Origin of the sequence: Campylobacter sp. US50a (assembly GCF_004379015.1) — a bacterium.
GTDB lineage: Bacteria > Campylobacterota > Campylobacteria > Campylobacterales > Campylobacteraceae > Campylobacter_D > Campylobacter_D jejuni.
Genome location: NZ_RYYJ01000008.1, coordinates 47013 through 70681 on the forward strand (window position 1 = coordinate 47013; position 23669 = coordinate 70681).

The 23669-nt window shown below is 29.9% G+C and carries 25 protein-coding genes, 4 tRNA genes and 1 pseudogene; 18 read left to right on the forward strand and 12 right to left on the reverse strand.

What is annotated here, in order from left to right:
• Positions 1-93 precede the first annotated feature (93 nt).
• The 4 genes from ELQ11_RS06330 to ELQ11_RS06345 are packed head-to-tail and all read left to right on the forward strand — an operon-like array spanning position 94 to position 4760.
• The gene (locus ELQ11_RS06330) at positions 94-2220 is read left to right on the forward strand and encodes a TonB-dependent receptor (protein ID WP_126264520.1); all 2127 of its coding nucleotides are present in this window, start codon (positions 94-96) and stop codon (positions 2218-2220) included.
• Positions 2195-3181: an iron ABC transporter permease gene (locus tag ELQ11_RS06335; RefSeq protein WP_134225212.1), complete on the forward strand. Its 987-nt coding sequence runs from the start codon at positions 2195-2197 to the stop codon at positions 3179-3181. The genes ELQ11_RS06330 and ELQ11_RS06335 overlap by 26 nt, the downstream gene beginning before the upstream one ends.
• Positions 3181-3957: an ABC transporter ATP-binding protein gene (locus tag ELQ11_RS06340; RefSeq protein WP_002871290.1), complete on the forward strand. Its 777-nt coding sequence runs from the start codon at positions 3181-3183 to the stop codon at positions 3955-3957. The genes ELQ11_RS06335 and ELQ11_RS06340 overlap by 1 nt, the downstream gene beginning before the upstream one ends.
• Complete coding sequence (locus tag ELQ11_RS06345; RefSeq protein WP_002871291.1) at positions 3954-4760, forward strand: ABC transporter substrate-binding protein; 807 nt, start codon at positions 3954-3956, stop codon at positions 4758-4760. The genes ELQ11_RS06340 and ELQ11_RS06345 overlap by 4 nt, the downstream gene beginning before the upstream one ends.
• On the opposite strand, the gene ELQ11_RS06350 is transcribed toward ELQ11_RS06345, so the two are convergent.
• Positions 4757-5614 carry a radical SAM/SPASM domain-containing protein gene (locus ELQ11_RS06350; RefSeq protein ID WP_053872423.1) on the reverse strand — a complete coding sequence of 286 codons (858 nt, stop codon included), beginning with the start codon at positions 5612-5614 and terminating at the stop codon, positions 4757-4759. The two genes, ELQ11_RS06345 and ELQ11_RS06350, sit on opposite strands and share 4 nt — an antisense overlap.
• Positions 5615-5779: 165 nt before the next feature.
• Here ELQ11_RS06350 and ELQ11_RS06355 point away from each other — a divergent pair, with 165 nt between their 5' ends.
• On the forward strand, positions 5780-7039 hold the full coding sequence (locus ELQ11_RS06355; RefSeq protein WP_002851199.1) for an MFS transporter: 1260 nt from the start codon (positions 5780-5782) through the stop codon (positions 7037-7039).
• Here the strand turns inward: ELQ11_RS06355 and mutY are convergent.
• Entirely contained in the window at positions 7025-8044 is a 1020-nt protein-coding gene (gene mutY, locus ELQ11_RS06360) for an A/G-specific adenine glycosylase (protein ID WP_126222720.1), read from the reverse strand. The genes ELQ11_RS06355 and mutY overlap by 15 nt on opposite strands.
• 142 nt (positions 8045-8186) lie before the next feature.
• On the opposite strand from mutY, the pseudogene ELQ11_RS06365 reads away from it, so the two are divergent.
• The 9 genes and pseudogenes from ELQ11_RS06365 to ELQ11_RS06405 all read left to right on the forward strand — a co-directional run bounded on the left by ELQ11_RS06365 (position 8187) and on the right by ELQ11_RS06405 (position 12376).
• Positions 8187-8827 (forward strand): annotated as a pseudogene (locus ELQ11_RS06365) (bacteriohemerythrin).
• A gap of 3 nt (positions 8828-8830) precedes the next feature.
• Entirely contained in the window at positions 8831-9430 is a 600-nt protein-coding gene (locus tag ELQ11_RS06370; protein WP_052949861.1) for a bacteriohemerythrin, read from the forward strand.
• Positions 9431-9461: 31 nt separating this feature from the next.
• Positions 9462-10214, forward strand: coding sequence for a hypothetical protein (locus ELQ11_RS06375; RefSeq protein ID WP_126264519.1), 753 nt, complete (start codon positions 9462-9464; stop codon positions 10212-10214).
• Positions 10215-10285: 71 nt separating this feature from the next.
• Positions 10286-10360: transfer RNA gene (locus ELQ11_RS06380), tRNA-Gly, on the forward strand.
• Between the two features lie 9 nt (positions 10361-10369).
• Positions 10370-10458: transfer RNA gene (locus ELQ11_RS06385), tRNA-Leu, on the forward strand.
• Between the two features lie 18 nt (positions 10459-10476).
• Positions 10477-10550: transfer RNA gene (locus ELQ11_RS06390), tRNA-Cys, on the forward strand.
• Between the two features lie 21 nt (positions 10551-10571).
• Positions 10572-10659, forward strand: a tRNA-Ser gene (locus tag ELQ11_RS06395).
• 204 nt (positions 10660-10863) lie between these two features.
• Complete coding sequence (gene ribD / locus ELQ11_RS06400) at positions 10864-11874, forward strand: bifunctional diaminohydroxyphosphoribosylaminopyrimidine deaminase/5-amino-6-(5-phosphoribosylamino)uracil reductase RibD (RefSeq protein ID WP_134225208.1); 1011 nt, start codon at positions 10864-10866, stop codon at positions 11872-11874.
• Positions 11855-12376 carry a hypothetical protein gene (locus ELQ11_RS06405; RefSeq protein WP_052949868.1) on the forward strand — a complete coding sequence of 174 codons (522 nt, stop codon included), beginning with the start codon at positions 11855-11857 and terminating at the stop codon, positions 12374-12376. Before ribD ends, ELQ11_RS06405 begins: the two co-directional genes overlap by 20 nt.
• 7 nt (positions 12377-12383) lie before the next feature.
• Here the strand turns inward: ELQ11_RS06405 and ELQ11_RS06410 are convergent, their stop codons facing one another.
• From ELQ11_RS06410 to ELQ11_RS06425, 4 genes are all read right to left on the reverse strand, one after another.
• Positions 12384-13748 carry an L-serine ammonia-lyase gene (locus ELQ11_RS06410; RefSeq protein WP_126224416.1) on the reverse strand — a complete coding sequence of 455 codons (1365 nt, stop codon included), beginning with the start codon at positions 13746-13748 and terminating at the stop codon, positions 12384-12386.
• A 14-nt stretch (positions 13749-13762) separates the two neighbouring features.
• A complete protein-coding gene (locus ELQ11_RS06415) occupies positions 13763-15013 on the reverse strand; it encodes an aromatic amino acid transport family protein (protein ID WP_126214435.1) in 1251 nt (416 codons plus the stop codon).
• Positions 15014-15258: 245 nt separating this feature from the next.
• A complete protein-coding gene (locus ELQ11_RS06420; protein ID WP_002871244.1) occupies positions 15259-15675 on the reverse strand; it encodes a PepSY-like domain-containing protein in 417 nt (138 codons plus the stop codon).
• Between the two features lie 64 nt (positions 15676-15739).
• A complete protein-coding gene (locus ELQ11_RS06425) occupies positions 15740-16483 on the reverse strand; it encodes a DUF4261 domain-containing protein (protein ID WP_126264517.1) in 744 nt (247 codons plus the stop codon).
• Positions 16484-16642: 159 nt separating this feature from the next.
• On the opposite strand from ELQ11_RS06425, the gene exbB reads away from it, so the two are divergent.
• The 3 genes from exbB to ELQ11_RS06440 are packed head-to-tail and all read left to right on the forward strand — an operon-like array spanning position 16643 to position 18130.
• The gene (exbB, locus tag ELQ11_RS06430) at positions 16643-17068 is read left to right on the forward strand and encodes a TonB-system energizer ExbB (RefSeq protein ID WP_126264516.1); all 426 of its coding nucleotides are present in this window, start codon (positions 16643-16645) and stop codon (positions 17066-17068) included.
• Positions 17061-17450 (forward strand): TonB system transport protein ExbD, encoded by a 390-nt coding sequence (gene exbD / locus ELQ11_RS06435; RefSeq protein ID WP_002851470.1) that lies wholly within the window; start codon positions 17061-17063, stop codon positions 17448-17450. The genes exbB and exbD overlap by 8 nt, the downstream gene beginning before the upstream one ends.
• Positions 17447-18130, forward strand: coding sequence for an energy transducer TonB (locus ELQ11_RS06440; RefSeq protein WP_126264515.1), 684 nt, complete (start codon positions 17447-17449; stop codon positions 18128-18130). The genes exbD and ELQ11_RS06440 overlap by 4 nt, the downstream gene beginning before the upstream one ends.
• Before the next feature lie 12 nt (positions 18131-18142).
• Here the strand turns inward: ELQ11_RS06440 and ELQ11_RS06445 are convergent, their stop codons facing one another.
• Both ELQ11_RS06445 and ELQ11_RS06450 read right to left on the reverse strand, forming a co-directional pair.
• Entirely contained in the window at positions 18143-19021 is an 879-nt protein-coding gene (locus ELQ11_RS06445; protein WP_002883125.1) for a hypothetical protein, read from the reverse strand.
• 53 nt (positions 19022-19074) lie between these two features.
• Positions 19075-19272, reverse strand: coding sequence for a hypothetical protein (locus tag ELQ11_RS06450; RefSeq protein WP_002781938.1), 198 nt, complete (start codon positions 19270-19272; stop codon positions 19075-19077).
• Positions 19273-19392: 120 nt separating this feature from the next.
• Between ELQ11_RS06450 and ELQ11_RS06455 the strand changes: the two genes are divergently transcribed.
• Positions 19393-20376 (forward strand): MnmA/TRMU family protein, encoded by a 984-nt coding sequence (locus ELQ11_RS06455; protein ID WP_002858967.1) that lies wholly within the window; start codon positions 19393-19395, stop codon positions 20374-20376.
• An 85-nt stretch (positions 20377-20461) separates the two neighbouring features.
• Here the strand turns inward: ELQ11_RS06455 and aroC are convergent, their stop codons facing one another.
• Genes aroC through ELQ11_RS06475 form a run of 4 tightly spaced genes read right to left on the reverse strand, consistent with a single transcriptional unit; the run spans position 20462 to position 23624 of the window.
• On the reverse strand, positions 20462-21550 hold the full coding sequence (gene aroC, locus ELQ11_RS06460) for a chorismate synthase (protein ID WP_072224107.1): 1089 nt from the start codon (positions 21548-21550) through the stop codon (positions 20462-20464).
• Positions 21550-22224 carry a ribonuclease III gene (rnc, locus tag ELQ11_RS06465; protein ID WP_002871251.1) on the reverse strand — a complete coding sequence of 225 codons (675 nt, stop codon included), beginning with the start codon at positions 22222-22224 and terminating at the stop codon, positions 21550-21552. The genes aroC and rnc overlap by 1 nt, the downstream gene beginning before the upstream one ends.
• Complete coding sequence (gene rnhA / locus ELQ11_RS06470) at positions 22211-22651, reverse strand: ribonuclease HI (RefSeq protein ID WP_002851277.1); 441 nt, start codon at positions 22649-22651, stop codon at positions 22211-22213. Before rnhA ends, rnc begins: the two co-directional genes overlap by 14 nt.
• Entirely contained in the window at positions 22638-23624 is a 987-nt protein-coding gene (locus tag ELQ11_RS06475) for a CDC27 family protein (protein ID WP_002868888.1), read from the reverse strand. Before ELQ11_RS06475 ends, rnhA begins: the two co-directional genes overlap by 14 nt.
• Positions 23625-23669: the final 45 nt, after the last annotated feature.

Sequence of the window (23669 nt, forward strand, 5' to 3'; positions counted from 1 at the left end):
AATTTATACTAAATTAAGTTAATAAAGGATAAATTTCGTTCTAAATTATTATGATATAAATTATCATTATTTATTTTATTTAAGGAGTAAAATTTGCACCCAAATAAAAAAGCTTTTAAATTATCTTTATTTGCATTATTACTAATAACTAATTTAAATGCACAAGAATCAAATGAAGCCATCAATCTACAAAAAGTTGTTGTTAGTGCAACAGGTTTTGAGCAAGATGCGGACTCAAATTTACGCAATGTAATCAGCATAGAAGGTAAAGATCTGCAAAATAAAGGTTATGTTTCCTTAGAACAAGCCTTAGAAAGAATTTCAGGCATTAGTTTTGTAAATTTTGGACTTGGACGCAATATAGATATGCGTGGACAAGGAGATAAATCCAATATAGCTGTAAAAGTTATGATCGATGGGCGTGCTATTAATGTTCTTGATAATTCCCATGGTGTGACCCCACTAGATAGTATCAATTTAGATAATGTAGAACGCATAGAAATCATACCTGGGGGTGGTTCTGTGCTTTATGGAAGTGGTACTAGAGGGGGCGTGATTAATATCATTACAAAAAAACAAAAATCAGATGCTTTTGCTATAAATTTAAAAAGCAGTGCTTATGATCATGGTGGACTAGGTGGAAATTTAGGTATCAATGGCGCCAAACAAATAAATGAAAATTTAGCTTTTAGCTTTGATATACAAAGTTTTAACCTTGATGGATATCAAGAAGGTTATAATGAAAAAGGTTATTTTATCAACACAAAAACCTATATTGATATCAATGATAATAGCGATTTAACTTTGGGTTATAATTATTTTAAAAGCAAAAATACCAGCAGTGGCTATCTAACAAAAGCACAAGCTCAAAGCGATCCAACCCAAAAAGGCAATAGTGACAATATCACACAAATCAATCGCCCTGAAATTTCTTTGGATTATCATTACTATTTTGATGATATATGGGAATTTAACCTAGAAGCTTTTTGGCAAAATCAAAAGATCAATTATCTAAAAGATGAAATTTCTATGATGGGAACTACGGCTTATCAAAATGGAAGTGGTTTTGAAGACACGCTTACAGGGATAAGTTTAAAAAACAAACTAAATTATGCAAATAATTCTTATTTTATTTTTGGTTATGAATTTGCAAACCATGATGCAAAAAGAAAGAGTTTGGTGTATTATAGCGTTCCAGGTGTCATAAATTATCACAGGATGACAACTTTAATGGATATGACTAAACAAAGCCATTCTATTTTCGCTCTTGATTCTCATAATTTTAATGAATTTTTTACTTTATCCGGTGGAGCTAGATATGAATTTAGCACTTATAATACCGATAGATCTTATAGAAATGAAATGGGCTTTGCGTTCCCTATACCTGGATATCCAAAGGATGAATTGTTTCTTTTTAATACCAATAAAAACACCAATAATTTTGCTTTTGAAATCACTCCTAACTTTAAATACTCTGACACAGGCAATCTTTATCTTAAATACGAAAGAGGTTTTGTTTCTCCTACACCTGCTCAGTTTGTCAATCGCAACAACAACACTAGTAGTGGAATACCACCCTATTATTCGTCGAACCTAAAAGCTGAGATCTTTGACACCTTTGAACTAGGAATTGATGATTTTTGGTGGGATTTTTACGGCTTTAATCTAACTTTATTTTACACCCTAAGCAAAGATGAAATTTCTTATCTTGGAAACCCTCATTCTACTAGTGGATCTTGGTGGAAATATTATAATATAGATCAAACTCGCCGTTTAGGAGTAGAATTAAGCCTGAGTCAAAATTTCTTAGATGATGATTTAATCTTTAGAGAAAGTCTAACTTATCTTGATGCTAAAATTTCTAAAGGTGTTAATGACGGCATGAGAATTCCTTATGTTTCAAAAATCAAAGCCACAGCTGGACTCGAATACGCTTGGAATAAAAATTTCTCAAATTTTATTGATTTAACCTATTTTTCTAGAGCAAAAGATGGTGGAACTATAGATGAAAATACAGGAAAAATGTCTAAAAATTCTTGGATAAGGGATTATTTTTTAACAGATATTGGTATGAAATATAATTATAAAAAATTACAAATTTTAGCAGGAATTCGCAATCTTTTCGATAAAAGATACTACACCTATCAAGATAGTATAAATGATCAATACCTAGTTGGGAATGGCAGAAACTACTATGTTGAATTTAAATACGCATTCTAAAATTTTAGTGATTATAGGGCTTTTTGTAGCTTATATAATCGCTTCTTTTACAGCACTTTGCTTAGGAGATGAGAATTTAAACCCAAAAGAACTTTTTTCATATATCTTTAGCCAAGATGAAATTTTAAGACAAATCATCGTAGATGGACGCTTGCCACGCATTATAATGGCGATTTTAATCGGTATGCTTTTAGCTAGTAGTGGGGCTATCACTCAAAATGTATTTTCAAATCCTATAGCCGATCCTTATATCATAGGTATAGCTTCTGCGGCAACCTTTGGAGCGGTTTTGGCGTATTTGTTAAAATTGAATGATTATTATTATGGAATTTTAGGTTTTGTTTGCTCTGCCTTTTTTGCCCTAGGAGTTTTTAAAATTTCTTCTAAAGCTTCTATAGCAACTTTACTCATTATCGGCATAGCAGCTTCATCTTTTTTAGGAGCTTTTACTTCTTTTTTCACTTATCTTATAGGCGAGGATTCTTTTAAAATAGTCGCTTGGCTTATGGGAAATATAGGCAATGCTTCTTGGTTTCGTGTGGGAATTTTAATCTTGCCTTTAATTTTTTGTTTGTTTTATTTTTACGCTCATAAAAACGAATTAAACATACTTTTAAGCGGAGATGATGAAGCTAGAAATCTAGGGGTAAATGCTCAAAAATTAAAGATAAATTTACTCATCGTCTCATCTTTGGCTGTATCTTTTGCGGTTGCTTTTAGCGGACTTATAGGCTTTGTTGGACTCATCATTCCTCATACTATAAGACTTTTGCTTAAAAATTATGATAATGCCTTAGTTATCCCTTTATGTACAGCATTTGGAGGATTATTTTTACTTATTTGTGATACTTTAGCAAGAACTCTTTTAGCCCCTGTGCAAATTCCGATTGGAATCCTAACTGCATTTTTTGGAGCTCCTATTTTTTTATATTTGGCTTTAAGCGCTAGGAGATTTTTATAATGCTAAAAATACAAGATTTAAGCTTTGCTTATCACCAAAAAGATTTACTAAAAAACATTCATTTAGAACTTAAAAACCAAGCTTTTATAGGAATTTTAGGGCCAAATGGCTCGGGCAAAAGCACTCTTTTAAAACTTATACTTAAAAATTTAAGTCCAAATAAAGGAGAGATAAGTCTTTTTAACACAAATATCAAGGATTTTTCTCTTAAAGAATTTGCCAAAATTTGTGGCTTTGTGCCTCAAAAATCAGAATTAAACACTCCTTTAAAAGTCATCGATGTGCTTTTAATGAGCAAATATGCGAATTTAAAACACGCTTTTAGTTCTTATTCTAAAGAAGATATTTTAGAAATTAAAGAATTTGCTAAGGATTTAAGACTTGAAAATTTTCTAGAAAGAAGCATACTTTCTTTAAGTGGGGGTGAATTTCAAAGAATGCTTTTAGCAAGAGCTTTGCTTAAAAAGCCAAAAATTCTTTTTTTAGATGAACCTACTTCAGCCCTTGATTTAAACTATGCTATAGAGCTTTTAACTCTTTGCGAAAAACTAGTTAAAGAAAAAAATATAGCCGTTGTTTCTATCTTGCATGATTTAAATTTAGCTTCTATGTTCTGCGATAAAATCCTTTTTTTAAAAGAAGGGGAGATAAAGTATTTTGGAACGAGCAAAGAGCTTTTTACTCAAGAAATTTTAAAAGAAATTTATGATTTAAACTGTGAGATTATTTATAAAAATTCTAAACCTTATATTTTAGCTTTAAAGGAGAAAAAATGAAAAAAATTTTAATTATTATGAGTTTGTTTTTAATCACACTAAATGCAAAAGAACGCCTTGTAGTGCTTGATCCTGCAAGCATAGAAACCCTTTTTATGCTTAAAGCTGAGAATCAAATCGTAGGCATTGCCACTTTACAACACTCAAATATCTATCCTAAAGATCAAACCTCAAAACTTACAAGTGTAGGCACTTTTTCAAATCCTTCACTTGAAAAAATAGTAGCATTAAAACCGAGTTTGGTGATTTTAAGCTCTTATTCTTTAAATTTAGAAGAAGGACTTAAAAATTTTGGTATCAAAAGTATCAATTTAAAAGCCGAGCGTTTAGAAGATATAACAAAAAATATCACAACCTTAGGCCAAATCACCAAAAAAGAAAAAGAAGCAGAGCTTTTAAAACAAGAATTTACCCAAAATTTAAAAAAATTAAGCGATAAACCCCTAAATAAAAGTGCGATTTATCTTTATTCTAGTAACCCTTTAATGGCCTTTAATGATAATTCTTTAATAGCTGATATTTTAAGACTTATAGGGATTAAAAATTTAAGCCCGCAAAGTCAAATTTCAAGACCTGTTATATCAGCAGAATATATACTGAAACAAAATCCAGACATACTCATTCTTGGAATTAATGCTAAAAACAACCTTTTAGATACAAATGCTTTATTGAAAAATACCAAAGCAGTTAAAACAGGAAGTATTTATTTTAACAAAGATACACATATATTATTACGTCTTAGCCCTAAGATAATAGATAGAATTCAAGAATTTAAAACAAAGCTAGAAAATAACAATTTTTAATCACCCAATCTTGCTTTAAAAAATTCACAAGTTTGACAAAGTTTTTCTATGCGTTTATCTTCTTCAAAAGCTTTTTTCATCATCTTTATACGCGGTGATTTAAAAAGCTTATCAAAGTTATTTTCAAAAACATTTCCCAAGTTAATATCTGCTTTAGCATCCAAACAGCAAGGCACTAAACTTCCATCACTTAAAATCCCAATTTGCTCTTTTAAAGCATGACATTTTCCTTTTTTATAAAGGGGTTTGTCTTTTAAATTTGGCCATTTAAAAAGTTTATTTTGATGAAGCAAAATATGTCTTTGCAAGCGATTTTTACTTAAGTTTGTATCGATCTTAACTTCAAATTCTTTAGCTAAAAACTCATAAATTTTTAAATTTGACTTAGGTGCTTTAAAATTAGCATCTAAATTCCAAAGTCTTAGATTGATAAAAGAAAGGCTTTTTTGCTCTAAATGCTTTTTGCAAAATTCTAAAATAGGCTTAAAATACTGTTCTAAAGAAATTTTGCTTTGACTTAAAAAAGACATTAAAGAAATATTGATTTGATGGATATTCTCATACCCTAACAATAAAGCTTGATTTTTAGAATTTAAATAAAAGCCGCTTGTAGTGATTTCAAGTTTCATAGCTTCATCTTTTGCGATTTTTAGATAATTTTCCAAATTAGGTAAAAGCAAAGGATCGCCCAAAAGATGAAAGGTAAAAAGCTCAGCTTTATTAGAAATTTCATAAGCTAAGTTTTGAAATTTTTCTTCACTCATTACCCCGCGAATTCCTTTTTGAGAAGGACAAAAATCACATTTTAAACCACAAATATCGCTTAATTCTATATATATTTTTTTAAATTTCATTATATTTCCTAGAGTAAACATTTTACCAAAATTTATGAAATTTATTAAAATATGTAACATTTTTATCGATATTTTTATCTTTTTTATTTCTCTTCTTTATTTTTAAATATATTAAACAAAAATCACACTATACTTAAATAAAAATCTAAAATTAAGGAAGGGTTTATGCAAGAGCTTACTCGCACGAAAAAAATTCGCTCTATTATTGCTGCAAGTAGCGGAAATTTAGTAGAGTGGTTTGATTTTTATATCTATGCTTTTACAGCAACTTATTTTGCTCATACTTTTTCAACTTCAGATAATCCTGTTATCCAGCAAATCAATGCCTTTGGGGTTTTTGCAGCAGGGTTTTTTATGCGTCCTATAGGCTCTTGGCTTTTTGGCTCTTTAGCTGATAAAGTAGGTCGTAAAAAATCTATGGTTATATCAGTGGTTTTAATGGCTTTAGGCTCTTTTATGATAGCAGCCTTACCAAGCAAAGATACAGTGGGCGATCTTGCTATTATCTTGCTTTTAATAGCAAGACTTATTCAAGGTCTTAGTGTAGGCGGGGAGTATGGCATAGCAGCTACTTATCTTTCAGAACTTGCTACGGAAGGAAAACGCGGTTTTTACTCATCTTTTCAGTATGTAACCCTAATAGGTGGTCAACTTTTGGCCGTTGCAAGCATTAGTATAATGTTTTTATTTTTTAGCATTGATGATATGAAAGATTATGCTTGGAGAATACTTTTTGTAATAGGCGGAATTTTAGCACTAGGCTCGCTTTTTGTAAGAAAAATGATGAATGAAAGTGCTACAAAACTTCACCAGCATGAAGATCGTGGTACTTTAAAGGCATTATGCAAATCTTGGAAACCTTTTTTAATGGTACTTGGGGTTACCTCTGGAGGTTCTTTAGCTTTTTACACCATTACAACTTATACTAAAACTTTTATGGAAAATACGGGTATGGATAAAATGCTTGTTAATAATCTTTTCTTAGGTGCTTTATTTATACTAATGATCATTCAACCTCTTTTTGGATATATAGGAGATAAAATAGGTCACAAACGATCTTTAATTGTATTTTGTATTTTGGCATTGGTAGGAATTTATCCTATTTTTTCACTTATAGCCAATAACGCACAAAATAATCCTTCTTTGACATTTATGTTGGTGGTATTATTGTTTGTTATTTTAAGTTTTTATACTTCAGTTGCTGGGATTTTTAAAGCAAAACTTTTTCCTGAACATGTAAGAGCTTTAGGGACAGGTTTAGGTTATGCTATTTCAAATGCTGTTTTTGGAGGATCTGCTCCTTGGGTTGCTTTACAATTTAAAAATGCAGGTATAGAAAATGGCTTTTTTATATATATAGCTATTTTTACAATCATCATGCTTATAGCTACTTTATGCTTGCCTAAAAAATCAGAGCTTAATTAATTTTAACGCTTTTAAAGAAAGTGCCGAAAGCGCGGTACTTTCTAACTCTTTTAAGGTTTTAAATTCATAATTTTTATTTTCATTGTTTAAAATTTGATGATAAACCTTGATATGAAGTTTATACTTAGTATAGCCGTGCTTAAACTCCCCTATAAAACTCATATCTTTAGAAAGTTTATACTCTCCTTCTTTAAAAAAAGGAAAATTATACATACCCTTATAAAGCTTATCTTGGCTTTTCTGTATCGCAAATTTTTTATTAAATTCAAACAAAAAAAGATTTAAATTTAAACTCTCATAAAGTATTTTTTTAACTCTTGGATAAAGCTCTGTATTAAATTTACCTTGACAAAAATCATACAAAGGACAAATTCCACACTTTGCATTTTTACTCACACAAACCAAAGCCCCTATATCAAGCAAAGCTTGGTTATGATCAAAGGCATGATTTAAATTTAAAAGCTCTTTAGCTCTTTTTTCAAGTTCTTTCATACTAGAATTTTCCAAAGCAAAAAGACGAGAAAACACACGGCGTATATTACCATCAACAAAAGAAACTTTTTGATCATAGCCAAAACAAGCTATAGCGCCTGCTGTATAAGCTCCTATACCGCTTAATTTTTTTAGATCCTCAACTTCTTTGGGTAATTTAGCTTCAAACTTATCCATGCATTCTAAGGCTGCCTTTTTTAAATTTCTAGCACGAGTGTAGTAGCCAAGCCCTTGCCAAGCCTTTAAAAGCTCATCTTCATTAGCATTAGCCAAACTTTCTAAAGTAGGAAATTTTTGCAAAAAGGGGAAATAAAACCTTTCTAAAACTGATTTAACTTGAGTTTGCTGAAGCATAATTTCGCTGATATAAACCCCATAGGCTCTATCAATATGCTTTAAACTTTCATCACAATTTTGACTTTGTAAATTACGCCAAGGTAGAGTTTTGCGTCCATTTTTTTCATACCAAAGAAGTAAATTTTCTTGTAGTTTTTCAAGCTCTTTTTTTTGCATAAATGAGAGTATAACAAAAAATTTTAAAACTTTTGTAAGCATATAATTTATTATATTTTTTACCATTAAAAATGTTTTATAAAATCAAAATTTTTGATATAATTTTACCATATGATTTAAATGAATTCCAAGGATTGGAAAAATGGATGGTCAAAGACTAATCCCTATTTGGGATGAGCGCTATAACATCAATAATCAAAAAATCGATACTCAGCATAAAAGACTTTTTGAGCTGGCAGCACAAGTTGAAAATGCTGTTTTTAAATTTGTTAAACGAGATGAATTAAAAGAAATTTTAATTGAACTCTTTACTTATATGAAGGAACATTTTCATGACGAAGAAGAATTTATGCAAAGCATTCAGTATCCGCGTCTTTATGAACACAAACAAATGCATAAAAATATTATCTATGAAATGTCTCAACTAATACAGAATATAAAAACTACAAACGACCTTAAAGAAAAATTATATTCAATTATGTCAACTGGCTATCTAAACATATACTAAGCCATGATGTAATGATAGTTACTTGGATTAATGAGAATTTAATAAAAGATCAAGAAAAAACACGAGCTCCAATTAACCGAGAACAGATTCAAGAACAAATTATGATGTATGAAGAAAATTTTGAATTTATTTATTCTTGCCCATGTCAAATAAACCATAGATTAACTTTTAAAGACCATGTAAGTGTAATGAATGATGGTAAAGTTATGAAATGTAAAAAATGTCACAAACTTTTGATTTTTGTCAAAAGCGAAGAGAAAACTTACAAAGGATAAAATTTGCTTCCAAAATGGGATAAAAGCTATAGTGTCCGAAATGGAAAAATTGATGATCAACATAAAAAACTATTTGAATTAGCAGCCAAAGTTGAGCATATCTTTGATAAACCTGTAAATAGAAATGAAATTAAAATTTTACTTACAGATTTTTTTAACTACATGAAATACCATTTTAACGATGAAGAAAAATACATGATATTTATTAGATATCCTGATTTTGAAAGACATCGTAGAATTCACAAAGAAATTATTCAATCTATGGTAGAAATCATTCAAAACATAAAAACTACAAATGATTTAAAAGAAAAACTTTATACCATGGTAAAAAAATGGCTTTTAGAACATATACTTTATGAAGATATGAAAGTAGAACAATGGAGAATAGGAGCTTTAAGCTCTGAAGATGGAGCTGATATAAGCTTTGAAGAAATAAAAGATGGAGATGAAGATGAAGCAGTTATTTATTTTTATACTTGTGATTGTATAGGACAAATGCATGATGTACCTTTTGGAATTCATAAAAAAATTCAGAGCGATAATGCCAAATTTAAGTGTAAAAAATGCAAAAATCCTATAAAATTTTTTAAAAAAGGATATTAATTTTAAAAATTAAATTATATAAGGATATTAAATGTTAGCTTTTTTTAAAGGTTTAGGCGTAGGTTTTTTATGTTTATTACTTTTTGTTGCGGGAGTAGTTTTTAATGTAGAATTTTTAGGCAAAAAAGACTCTAATCATGATTTATATTTTTCAAGAAATATAGAAGTAAGCAATACACTAAAACCCGATATTTTATATGCAAATATTAATTTTTGGGCAAATGAAAATTTAAGTTCAAAAATCACATTAGACAATAGTGAAAAAGCCGAAATCACAAATACTTTCAATCAAATTTTAGAACGCTCAAAAAAAGAAAATTTTTGTAGCGGAGGAAGTTTTTCTTTAGAACCTAATTTTTCCTATAAAGATGGTATACAAACTCCAAAAGGTCAAAGATTTGATGCGAATTTAGAATGTGAATTTAAAGAAAACCAACTTGCAGATTTTAACAAGCTTTTAAATGACATCAATTCTATCATAGCTAAAAATAATTTCATCAGCGTTTCAACACCAGCCATACAAACAAAATTTTCAAAAGATACACTAAACAACAACAAAGAAAATCTCTACAAAGAGCTTTTAAAAACATCATACGAATATGAAAAAACTTACTCTTTAGATCTTAATAAAACTTGTGTATTGAAAAATTTACAAGTAAATATAAATGCCAATATCGCACCTAGAATGCTAAATGCGAAATCTGATAATATAGAACTTTCATCTCCAATTATCAGCGAAAAAGAACAAATTTTAAGTGCAAAAGCTTTATTTATTTGCAAATAACTTAAGGCAAAATAAACTCCTTTTAAGTTTATTTTGCTATACTTTTATCTTCAATTCTTTCAGAAATTTATGCGGGAATAGCTCAGGGGTAGAGCACAACCTTGCCAAGGTTGGGGTCGCGAGTTCGAATCTCGTTTCCCGCTCCATAATCACCCGCCCGGGTGGTGGAATTGGTAGACACAAGGGACTTAAAATCCCTCGGAATTTTTCTTCCGTGCCGGTTCAAGTCCGGCCTCGGGCACCACTTTTTCAACATTATCAGGGCGACATAGCCAAGCGGTAAGGCATGGGCCTGCAAAGCCTTGATCTCCGGTTCGAATCCGGATGTCGCCTCCAAAAGGCAAAACTTTACTTTATCGGGAGATGGCTGAGTGGTCGAAAGCGGCGGTCTTGAAAACCGTTGAGGGTCACACCTCCAGGGGTTCGAATCCCTTTCTCCCGGCCACCAAAACTTTCTAGTTTATCAAGCTTATATCATTCCTGAAATTATAAAGGATACTACAAATGAAAAATAATACTTCAGTCTTACTATTTTTGTTATATCCTAAAAAACTTAGAAAAACTATGGCTAATATAATTAAAAATAAGAAATACAAATGGAAAATTTAGAATTTATTATCTTAAAACAAAAATATAAAATTTTAAAAATATGTCAAATTTTAAAATACAAGGTAGGCAAATGAAAGAATTTTATATGATTTTAGCCTTAAATGAGGCTTGGAAATATCAGTTTTTAACCTATCCAAATCCGGCTGTAGGCTGTGTAATCTTAGATAAAAATGGAAAAATTTTAGCCATAAAAGCTCATGAAAAAGCTGGATTAGCTCATGCAGAACTTAATGCCATAGCTCATGCTTTTAAAAGCTTAAGACCTGAAATTTCATTGCCCAAAGAAGCAAACGCTTTACATCATTTCATTTGCAAAAACCATCAAGGTGTATTTAAAGATAGCATAGCTTTTATAACGCTTGAGCCTTGCTCTCATCAAGGAAAAACACCTCCTTGTGCAAAACTCTTTAGCGAGCTAGGTTTTAAAAAAATTTTCATCAGCGTTAAAGATGAAAATAAAATCGCAAGTGGTGGGGCTGAATTTTTAAAAAAACAAGGCATAGAGGTTGAATTTGACATACTTAAAGAAGAAGGAAAAAAACTTTTAAAACCTTTTTTAAAATGGCAAAAAGGGCAATTTAAACTTTTTAAATTAGCCCTTTCTATGAATGGCTCGCCTCTTGGCAAAATCGTAAGCAATGATCTAAGTCGCACTTATGCGCATAAAATTAGAGCGGTGATTGATTTGCTTGTAGTCGGTGGAGAAACCATAAGAAAAGATCGCCCTATATTAGATGCTAGACTTTGCAAAGCAAAAGCGCCTAATCTTTGTATCTTAAGCCGTCAAAATATAGATAATTTTGATAAAAATATCCCTTTATTTAAAGTTCCAAACCGCCAAATTTATACCCAAATTCCAAGTGAGGCTAAATTTTTAATGTATGAGGGTGGAGAAAATTTTCTCAAAATCTTTAAAGATGAAATAGATATGTTTTTGATTTTCCAAAGTTCAAGTTTAAATGATGAAAAAAATGTTACAATACCTTTAAATTTCAAGCCACTTTATAGGAATTTTTTAGGGAGTGATACTTATGGCATTTATGAACTTTAGTGGATTTTTTTATGCAAGAAATGATTTAAGATTATTTAAAATAGAAAAGAAAAATGAATTAAAATCCTTTTTTTACAAAGACTACACCTTATCAAGCTACAAAGATGCTCTAAATTTAAACAATGAAATCTTTTTTTATAAAAGTTTAAAAGAAAGCTTATTTAAAGAAAATGATGAAATTTTAGTTTCAAATTTGGGTAAAAAGATCATACTTTTTAGAAATTTCACTCAAAATTGTGATAATTTTAATGAGGCAAAATTAAAACAAATATTGCTTTTATTTTTTTTATTATTAGCGAGTGTATTTTTTGCAAGTTTGGCTATGATTAATGAATTTGGAGCCATAGATCTTGTTTTTTTAATGATTTGCTTATTGCTTTTAGTGATGGGAGCAATCAATCTTGGCTTGCTTTTTAAGCAAATTCGTATTCTTAAAAGTTTTTCCAAAGAAGAAATGAAAGAATTTTTAAGTCAAAGGATGAAAAAATACACTAAAGTGTAAAAACACTTTAGCATACTGTTTTTAAATTTGTAGCAAGACCACCTAAAGAAGTTTCTTTGTATTTATAATTCATATCTTTTCCTGTTTCGTACATGGTTTCTATAACCTCATCAAGGCTTACCATAGGAGTAGATTTACGTGTCATTGCCATTCTAGCAGCACTTATGGCTTTAATAGCTCCAAAGGCATTTCTTTCTATGCAAGGAATTTGCACAAGTCCTGCAACTGGATCGCAAGTTAAACCTAGATGATGTTCCATTGCCATTTCAGCAGCGTTACATGCTTTAAAAGCATTGGCTCCTAAAACTGTTGCCATAGCTGCAGCTGCCATAGAACTAGCACTACCAATTTCTGCTTGACAGCCTGCTTCTGCTCCGCTAATACTTGCATTTTTCTTATAAAAAGAACCTATAAGCATTGCTGTTAATAAAAACTCTATAGCCTTTTCATCACTAAAACCTATAGTATGATTTTTAAGATAAAGCATAACAGCAGGGATAACAGCACATGCTCCATTTGTTGGCGCGGTTACAACCTTTGCTCCGCTAGCATTTTCTTCAGCAATCGCAATAGCATATAAAGAAATAAAATCGATAATGCCCATAGGATCAGTTGTCATCGCCACTCTTTCTTTAAGCCCTTTAGCTCTACGTTTTAAATGAAGTTTTCCAGGCAAATAATCTTCATTTGGATGTGTACCATTATAATACACTTCTTGCATTACTTCCCAAATTTCAAGACAATAAGCACGAATTTCCTCTTTAGTGTGAAATTGCAATTCATAACGATAAGAAAGCTCTGCTAAATCCCAATCTCTTTTATCACAAAGCTCTAAAGCTTCTTTTGCATTGTTAAGCTCTATATCTAGTTTTTTCTTTTTGTTTTGGTTGGAATTTTTGCCTTTTTTTTCTAATTGTGCAGCTGTTAAAACAAAGCCTCCACCTACAGAATAATAAGTTTCTTCATCAACTAACCCACCTTTGCAATCATAAGCTTTAATTTTCATACCATTCTCATGCAAAGGTAGAAAATCTTTGGAAAATATCAAATCTTTTTCATAATTAAAACAAAGTTTTTTCTCTCCACAAAAATCAATTTGAGCATTTTCAATAGCATTTTTATTTACTTCATCTTGTATTGCCGCACTTAAATTTTTAGCTTCTAGGCCATTTAACCCCCAAATTACAGCCTTATCACTCAAATGTCCTTTACCTGTTAATGACAAAGAACCATAAAGAATGACTTCAACTCTATCAATTTCATCAAGCTTTTTAGCAACTTTTTTACAAAATAAATTTCCAGCAAGCATAGGCCCTAAAGTATGAGAAGAAGAAGGACCGACACCTATTTTAAAAATGCTTAAATTACTCATTTTTTATCCTTAATTTATAAAAGATTGTGAATTGCAGCAGAAATTGCAACTATTCCCATTACCAAAATAAAAAGATCTAAAAATTTATTACGAAATCTTGCCAAAATATCAAAACGATAAATACAATAAAGTGGCATCAAGAAAAGCAAAATAGCCAAAACAGGACCACCAATAGCCTCAATAATTCCTATAACACTTGGATTTTTATACGCAACAAGCCAAGCGATAGCAAAGGTAATGATCGCTGTTAAAGTTTGAGCGAATTTACCTTGAATTTTACCATTACTTGCTTTATATAAAATGCCATTTAAGCCTTCTTGAGAACCAAGATAATGCCCTAAGAAACTTTTACTAATGGCCACAAGTGCAACAATAGGCCCAACATAAGTCAGCAAGGAAACTTCAGGAAATTTATTTGCTATAAAGGTAAGAATATTGATATTTTGATCTTTTGCTGATGCAAAATCTTCTGGTGTAAAAGTTAAAGCACAAGAAAAAACAAAAAACATTACAACAAAAACCATAAGAATAATTGCCAAAGAAATAATTTTTCTAGCACGAGGTTCAGCATAATCACCATATTCTTTTTTACAATAACAAGCAAGCGAAGAAATAATAGGAGAGTGATTAAAACTAAACACCATCACAGGAACAACAAGCCATAAAGTAACCCAAAAATTACTTGTTGAGATTACAGAAAAATCAACATTTGTAAATAATGATGAATTCCATTGTGGAATTAAAAGCAATGAAAAAATAAATAAAAATATAATAAAAGGAAAAACAAGAAAACTCATTGCTTTTGTTACAACATTTTCACCAAGAATAGAAATCAAAACCAAAACCCCAACAATCAAAAAACTTACCCACCAACGAGCAGCATGAGTAAGATCTGCATTGAAATTAAACTGATTGACTAAAAATTCAAGTAAAGTTGTTGTAAGATTAGCACTATAAACCAATAAAATGGGCAAAATAGCAAAAAAATACAAAAGCGTAATTAAAAATCCACCACCCTTGCCAAAATAACCTTCTGCAACAAAAGTAATATCATCTTTTGGATTAGAACTTGAAAGCACAAAGCGACATAAATTTCTATGAGCTAAGTAAGTCATAGGAAAAGCTAAAACAAGTATAACTAACAAAGGTATCAATCCACCAAGCCCAGCACTAATAGGTAACAAAAGTACACCGGCTCCAATAGCTGTTCCAAAAAGAGATAAAACCCACCTTGTATCGTGACTAGTCCATTTAGGAGTATTCATTATTCTTCCTTAAAATTGTAAGATTATATCTCTTTTATTTTAGCAAAATATTTATAAATAATTATTTTTTTTTAAAAAATATTTTAAATTTTATGTAACATTTTGTAAATTTAATTTTATAAAAAAACAATCACTTGTATCAATAAAGTATTATTTTAAAACTAAATATATTTTGGGTTTTACAATCAAAAAATAAAAATTTGGAAGACTATGCTTCCAAATTAAGAAGGTTAAATTTTCAAAAATTAATCTAATTTTTGACCTAGGACATTTCCTTGCATATCCGTATAAACTTTCATGTTATTATTAAACTTAAATTTATAACCATTAATTTCTTTATCTATTTCAATAATTTGAGCATTTGGTTGAGTTGCACTCACTTTTTTCATAACACTAGGTAAAATAGTATGCGGTAAAGCCTTGTATTTTCCATCAACTTCTTTCCAATCTCCATTGATCGTAAAATCAATTTCAGTTCCATCATTTAAAATTACATCATAAGAATCTATATCTTTTTTCACTAAACCAATTTGAGCGGTTTTAAAATTTTTAGAAATAAATTCTTTGGCATTATTTGGAAGTTCGCTAGCAGGAACAACCATATCTTTAGCTAAAAGCACCGTAGCGCCCAACAAAGCAAGTAAAGTTAATTTTGCTTTCATAATTTCTCCTTTTGTGTTTTGGTTGGCGAAAGTTTAACTCAGAACTGTGAAGTGAATGTGAAACTTAAAAAATAATTTTCAAGATTTCGTTCTCAACACTTATGCCTTGACTTTTTATAAATTTTATTTCTTTTCCATCTTCAAATTTTAAAATATCTTTATCTTTTAGATTAATATCATAAGTTAAAATATGTAAAACAATATCATAAATACAAAAGAAAAGTTCTTTTTCTTCTATGTTTAAATCACAAACTTCAAGTTCTAATTTATCAAAATTTCTAAGCCCATAAGTATAAGCATTAACTCCATTTTCACTAGGATAAACACTAACATATATCCAATTATATACCGGCAAGCGATTATCATCTAACATTTTTGCATTTTCTATATAAAAACTGGGCTCTAAAACAACTGCACCTGTATAAAAACCTAAAGCATGTTTATTATCCAAACATAAAGCTGCAATTTTCGTAAACATTTTAGCTTGTTCTAATTTGCTTTGATCTTGACTTAGCACCGCTATAAGAAGATGAGCTTTATGTTTTTTAGTTTGCTCTAAGGCATCTTTCCACATAAAATTAAAATTTGCATAGTATTCTGCTTCGTGATTAGGTATAGGATTTTTAATCAAATTTAGAGTAACCAACATATTTTCATATGAAAAAATCACGCCCTCTTTGGTAAAATTTTCATCAGCTATTTTTATATTAAATTTATCTTCTAAAATGCTTTTTAACTCCGAAAAATTAAAATCAACTTCATCAAGAAGAACAAAAGAGGTAAAATTGTGATTTAAATCTATAGTCATGTTAAATCCTATTTAAATTTTTATAAATTATAACCTAATAAAAATAAAAACTATAAACAAGAATTTCTTAAAAATTATGATAATTGATATTAATTATAAATTTATTTTTTATATAGTATAATCTTTTAAAATTTAGTAAATATATTTTTGGAGAAAAATGTGGAATTTCTAAAAGATTACATCGATTTAATTATCTTTTTAATTCTAGGAATTATGGGATTTATAGCTTTTTGGTGTGTCGTAGAAAGAATGCTATTTTTTAGAAAAATTAACTTTAAAAATTATGAGAATCAAGAGCAATTTGATGATGCGATTAGTGAAAATTTAACCACTATATATATCATCTATTCCAATGCCCCTTATATAGGACTTTTAGGCACTGTAATAGGCATCATGGTTACATTTTACGAAATGGGCTTAGCGGGCAATATAGATGTCAAATCTATAGTCGTAGGACTTTCTTTAGCTCTTAAAGCTACAGCCTTGGGACTTTTGGTTGCTATTCCTGCTTTAATGGCTTATAATGCCTTACTTAGAAAAGTTTCCCTCTTAAGCAATGCTTATAAGGCAAATAAAAATGCTTAAACTACCAAAAAATGAAGGTTTAAATATAGTTCCATTTATAGACATTATGCTTGTTTTGCTTGCTATAGTACTTAGTATTTCAACCTTTATTGCGCATGGAAAAATTCAAATCTCACTTCCTTCAAGTGAAAATGCTACCAATATAAGCAATAATGAAAAAAAACTTCTTATAACCATAGACGAAAAAAATACTTTTTATTTAAATGATAAATTAGCTGATTTAAATGAAGTTCAAAATGCTATTTTTTCACTTGATAAAAAAACCATAGTAGAACTAAAAAGCGATAAAAATGCTAAATTTGAAAGCTTTGTAAAAATTATAGATTTTTTAAAAGCCAAAGAACATGAAAATTTTCAAATTCTTACTGAGAAAAACAAATGAAAACTTTATTTTTAAATCATAAATACCAAGCTTCTTATATAACTTTTATAGTCTTTATACCTTTGCTTTTTGTCATTTTTCACTCAAATGACTTTTTTAAAATGGAAATTAAAAATGAAGATTCTTTTTCTTTAGCAATAAAACAGTTTACCCAAACTAATCCAACAAATGAGACTAAACCAACAGAATCCATTATAGAACCTATCAAACCAAAACCTCAGCCAAAAGTTATTAAAAAAACTCCTGAAAAAATGCAAAAAAAGATAAAAAAAACACTTTCACATCCAATACCAAATAAAACCCCAATAGCACCAACTCAAGAAGTTAAAACTTTTACAAAAACAACTGATACAAATGTCAAACCTAAAATCACCCAATTGACACAAGGAAAAGATAATCACCCTGTATTAAAAGAAATCCAAAAAGCTATACAACAAGCACAATTTTATCCAAGGCAAGCAAAAAAAATGCGTATGCAAGGAACTGTAAAAGTAGAATTTTTATGGAAAGAAAATAAAACTTTAGCAGATTTAAAAATCATAGAAAGCTCAGGATATGATTTATTAGATAAAAGTGCTTTAGAAAGCATAAGAAAAGCTTCTTTAAATTTTCCATACTATAACGGGGATTTAAGAATTACACTACCTATTATATATGATTTTAAAATCTTAAGAGGGTAAAATTATAATTTACTACACTCTCTTATCTACAATTTGTGCTTCTTGATTTTCAATTTTATTTTGAAAATCTTTACTTAAATTCTGACTTAATTCTTGCAAAGATTTTTGCTTCAGTTTTTCAAATTCTTCAGGATTGCTAGCCTCAAGCTTTGCCTGCTCATCAGCACTTAAAGCACTTAAACCTTTTTCTTGAGCTTTTTGAAGCAAATCTTCGTCTTCTTTTTCTTTGATATTATTTTCCTTATCATCTTTTTTATTGATTTTTTGCGGATCTATGGTTTTCATAGCATTAGCTCCACCACCTGATGCTTCTTTAATGTCGCTTAAAATTTCTCTCATGCTAGGTTCTTTAACATCACTATCATCAACTTTACCATCTTTATTTACATCTTTATCAATAAAAAAATTTAATTTTTCTTCTATATTTGCATCATCAGATATTTTTTCATCGCTTGTTTTAAAGCCTAAATTTTGCATACTTTGTTGAAGGGTACTTGTATTAAAATTTAATTTTACACTTTGTTGTTTATTATTTAAATTTGAATTTAAAGAACCGAAATTATCTTTTACACTTTCAAACCAATTTGAAACAAATTGATTTGCTTCGCCATTAAGCCTTATACTACCATCATTTCTAGCAACATAATTCGTATAAGAACCGAAATTTTTTTGCAAACTACTATAATTTTCATCGCTTAAATTTAAAGCTATAAGTTCACCTTGCTTATTTTCAAAAACAACCTTAACACCATCGCTATTTAAACTCGAAAGATCTTGCACGGGAATTTTATCTTTCTCTTCTTTTTTTAATTCTAAAATTTCTTTACGATTTGTAACATTTTGAGAACTTGGTAAAGAAACATTAAAATCATTGATTGTTAATTTATCCATAATAACTCCTTAGAAATTTTAAAGCCCAAGCATTTAACTTGGACTTGTTTATTTTATTTACAAGCTGCAAATAAGCCCAAACGACACATTTGTCTTTGATATTGAGTAGGCAAAGAATTGCATCGTTTCAATCTTATTTCATAATCAACGCAAGAACTTCTAACTTGTGGGCTTTTATTATTCTCAGTTTTGCCATAAGCAAAAGAACCAATAAAGCAAGCAACTAGTGCAACAGAGAGTAATTTTCTCATAGTAAACCTTCAAAAATAATTGTAATCTTAAAATTATTTGATACAATTACAAATTTCATATCGGCAAAAAAATCAAATTTATTTATACTAACAAAATTATTTTTTAAAAAAGGAACATAAATGAAAGCATTAGCTCTTTTTAGCGGTGGGCTTGATAGTATGCTTGCAATGAAACTCATCACTGCACAAGGCATAGAAGTTAAAGCTCTAAATATCAACATAGGTTTTGGAAGCACAAGTGATAAAAGCGAAATCATGAAAAAGCGTGCGGCAATGGTAGGTGCAGATTTTGAAATGATAGATGTAAGAAATTCCTATCTTCAAGAAGTGCTTTTTAATCCACAATATGGCTATGGCAAACATTTTAATCCTTGTATAGATTGTCATGCTTTTATGTTTAAAACTGCTCTTGCTATGTTAAAAGAAGAAAATGCAAGTTTTATCATCACAGGAGAAGTTTTAGGACAACGCCCTATGAGTCAAAGAAGTGATGCGATGGCAAAGGTTAAAAAACTTGCCCTTGATGAAGAAGATTTAATCTTGCGTCCTATGTGTGCAAAAAACCTACCACTAACCAAACCCGAAAGAGAAGGTTGGGTAGATAGAGAAAAACTCGAAGGTATTAGTGGAAGAAGTCGCAAAAGACAACTTGAACTTGCAGCTAAATTTGGCTTAGAAGACTTTGAAAGTCCAGGTGGAGGTTGTTTGCTAACTCTTGATAGTTTTGCTAAAAAAATTCGAGATTTTATAGAATTTGACAAAGATATGCAGGTTAATGACGCACAACTTTTAAAATATGGTCGTCATTTAAGATTACCCAATGGAGCTAAAATGATCATAGGTAGAAATGAACTTGAAAATACTCTTTTAAAAGGTTTAAAAACTCCTAAATATGAAGTAATAGAACTTGGAGATTTAATCGGAGCTTACTCTTTGGTAGATGAAAAAATTTCAGAAAAAGACTTAGAACTTGCCTTAAAAATAGCCCTTACCTATACTAAACACGAAGTAGGAAAAAGCTATGAACTTAAATTTAAAAATCAAGCTTATACAAGTATAGCTTTTGAAAATAAGGCTGATATTAATCAATTTTTTATTAGTTAAAGTATAAAGTATTTAGCAAAACAAGCGATATAGTATTTGAATCTTTTCAAAATATTGCAATCAAGCCCATGAAAATGGGCTTTTTTTATTTTAATCCATAAGCATTTTTTAAATTGTTTAAATTCGCACTCGCATTCAAAAGCAAACAATCAGCCAAAACTAAACGTACCATAGCACTAGCTACAACACTTCCTCTAACACCTACACAAGGATCATGCCTACCTTTGAGTTCAAATTCCAAATTATTGCCAAATTTATCTATACTTTCTTGCTTGGCAAAAATAGAAGGAGTAGGTTTAAAATAAGTTTTTAAAATAAGATTTTCTCCATTTGAAATTCCTCCTAAAATTCCTCCGCTATGATTGCTTAAAAACTTACCATCTTTTAAAGCATCATTATTACACGATCCGCGCATTTTGCTTGCATTAATACCTTCGCCTATTTCAACTGCTTTAACAGCATTAACTCCCATTAAAGCATGAGCTAATTTAGAGTCTAACTTATCATAAAGAACTTCTCCAAGTCCCACAAGCATACCACTAACTTTTGTAAAAACAGCAGCACCTACACTATCTTTTGAATTTCTAGCATTTAAAATTTCACTTTTAAAGTCACTTTCTAGTTTTGGATCAAGGCAAAAAATTTCACTTTTCTTAGCAAATTCAAAATCAAATTCTTCTTCTTTCAAATTTGATACAAAAGCTCCTACTCCAAAAACACCACTTTGAACACAAATACCAAATTCACGCAAAAGCATCGCTACAACTGCGCCACCAGCCACTCTAGCAACACTTTCCCTAGCGCTTGATCTACCCCCACCCCTATGATCTCTTATGCCATATTTATAAAAATAAGTAAAATCCGCATGAGCAGGACGAAATAGATCTTTTAAATTATCATAATCCTTAGAATGAGCATTTTCATTAAAAACTACTATAGCTATAGGATGACCCGTTGTATATCCTTCAAAAACTCCGCTTAAAACCTGAGCTTTATCGCTTTCTTTTCTTGGTGTTGCAAATTTACTTCCGCCTTTGCGTTTATCAAGCTCATTTTGTAAAAATTCTTCATCAAATTTAACTCCAGCAGGCATTCCATCAATAATACATCCAACAGCCACACCATGAGACTCACCAAAACTTGTAAATTTCAATCTCGTACCAAAGGTATTCACTATAAAGCTCCTAATTTCTCAAGTGCAATTTTTGCTGCCATTTGTTGTGCTTCTTTTTTGCTTCCCGCAATAGCTCTTGCAAGTTCTTTACCATCAAGTATTAAAGCGATTTCAAATTGCTTTAAATGATCAGGACCAAAAGCACGCACTGTTTCATACTGCGGAGTTTGTCCGATTTTTCCCTGTGTAATCTCTTGTAATTTTGTTTTATAATCTTTTATAAGAATTTTTGCATCAATTTGAGGGAAATTTTTTTCTATAAGTCTTAAAGCAATAGTTTTTGCAAACTCAAACCCAGCTTCTAAATGTATAGCACCTATAATGGCTTCTAACGCATCTGAAAGTATAGAAGGCTTTTCTTTTCCTCCATTGTTTTCCTCAGCAACACTCATAAAAATAAAATCGCCCAAATTTAAACTATTTGCAATTTTTGCAAAAGACTTTTCATTCACTAAAGCCGCTCTAAGCTTAGATAAATCTCCTTCGGCATCTTTGGCGAATTTATGAAAAAGGTATTCACCCACAACTAAATCAAGCACAGCATCACCTAAAAATTCCAAGCGTTCATTGTTGTAAGATTTTTTAAAACTTTTATGGGTTAAAGCATGTATAAGAAGATTTTTATCTTTAAATTCATAAGTTAAACTCTGCTCTAGTTTTTCAATGTTTTTCATCATTTTCCCTTGCAATTTTCAAAGCAGCTTCACGCGCCAATGTATCACACCTTTCATTTTCCAAATGTCCATTATGTGCTTTTACCCAAAAAGCCTTAATCTTATGAGATTTTGCCACTTTAATATATTCCTTCCATAAATCTATATTTTTTTTACCTTTAAAATCCTTTTTTATCCATCCTTCTAGCCATTCATTAATACTTTGAACCATTAGGTTAGAATCTGTAAAAAGCGAAATTTCACAAGGCTCTTTTAAAGCCTTCAAAGATTCAATAATTGCCATTAGCTCCATTCTATTGTTAGTGGTATTAGCCTCAGCTCCAAAACCTTCCTTTTGATACTCCTTATAACGCAAAATATAAGCCCATCCGCCAAAACCCGGATTATTAAGACATGAACCATCTGTATAAATTTCAATGTGTTTCATTGTTTTTCACTTCATAAATAATTTTACAAGTATTAAACTCATAACAAACAGGACAGTGATAAAAAAACAAAGGCATAACATTTTTACACTCAGAACAACGATATGAAAATTCTAACCCCGCATTAAAAGAATTATCTTTTAAAATTTTTAACATTTTAAAATTAGAATTTTTAAAAACAAACTGATGCGTATCATCATGCTTTGAAATTTTACCCAAAGCATAAAAGAATTCTAAAAAATCTTGATTTTCTAAATTAAACGCTTCATTTTCTCTATAAAGCAAATCACAAATATCAAAAAAATTTTGCCCTAAAAACATATGATATTTTTCAAAAACTAAACGCCCTAACATAGGATTATCTTCTATTTTAAATTCTAAAAGTTTTTTCTTTTTTTCTTCATCAGTGATATTAAAAGTACAAAGTTCCAAAGCTTTGATAAAATCATGCTCTTTTTGCACATCTTCATTAAGCTCAAAAAGACATTCTAAAAGTTCTAAATTTTCTTTATAAGAACGAAGTTTTAAATAAACAATTTTTAAAAGTTTTAAGGCTTGTATATTTCTTGGACGCAGTTTTAAAGCTTGTAATAAAACTTCTTTTGCACGCTCTAAAAATCCTGCTTTAAAATAAACTTTTGCTAAAGAAAGGAAAATAAATTCTCTTTCTTGTTTATCTTTACATTTTTCAAGAGCAATCAAATAAATTTGAGTTGCTTTTTCAAATTCCCCGCTTTTAGTAAAAATTTCGGCCAAAAAACTTAAATTTCCAAAACTCAAACTACTATTTCTTAACAACTCTTTATGAGCATTATCCATTTCAAATTTTTTTATAAATTTTTCAAGCTTTTGTTCTTCATCTTTGCTAGCAAATATTTTCCAAATATAATTTGCAACAGCTACAACAAATACTAAAATGGTTAAAATTATAAGCCCTACTAAAGGGTCTCTGTATTCTACAAAGAAAAAATCCATAGTCTCGCTCTAAAAAAATTTATGCCAAATTATAGCCAAATCTTT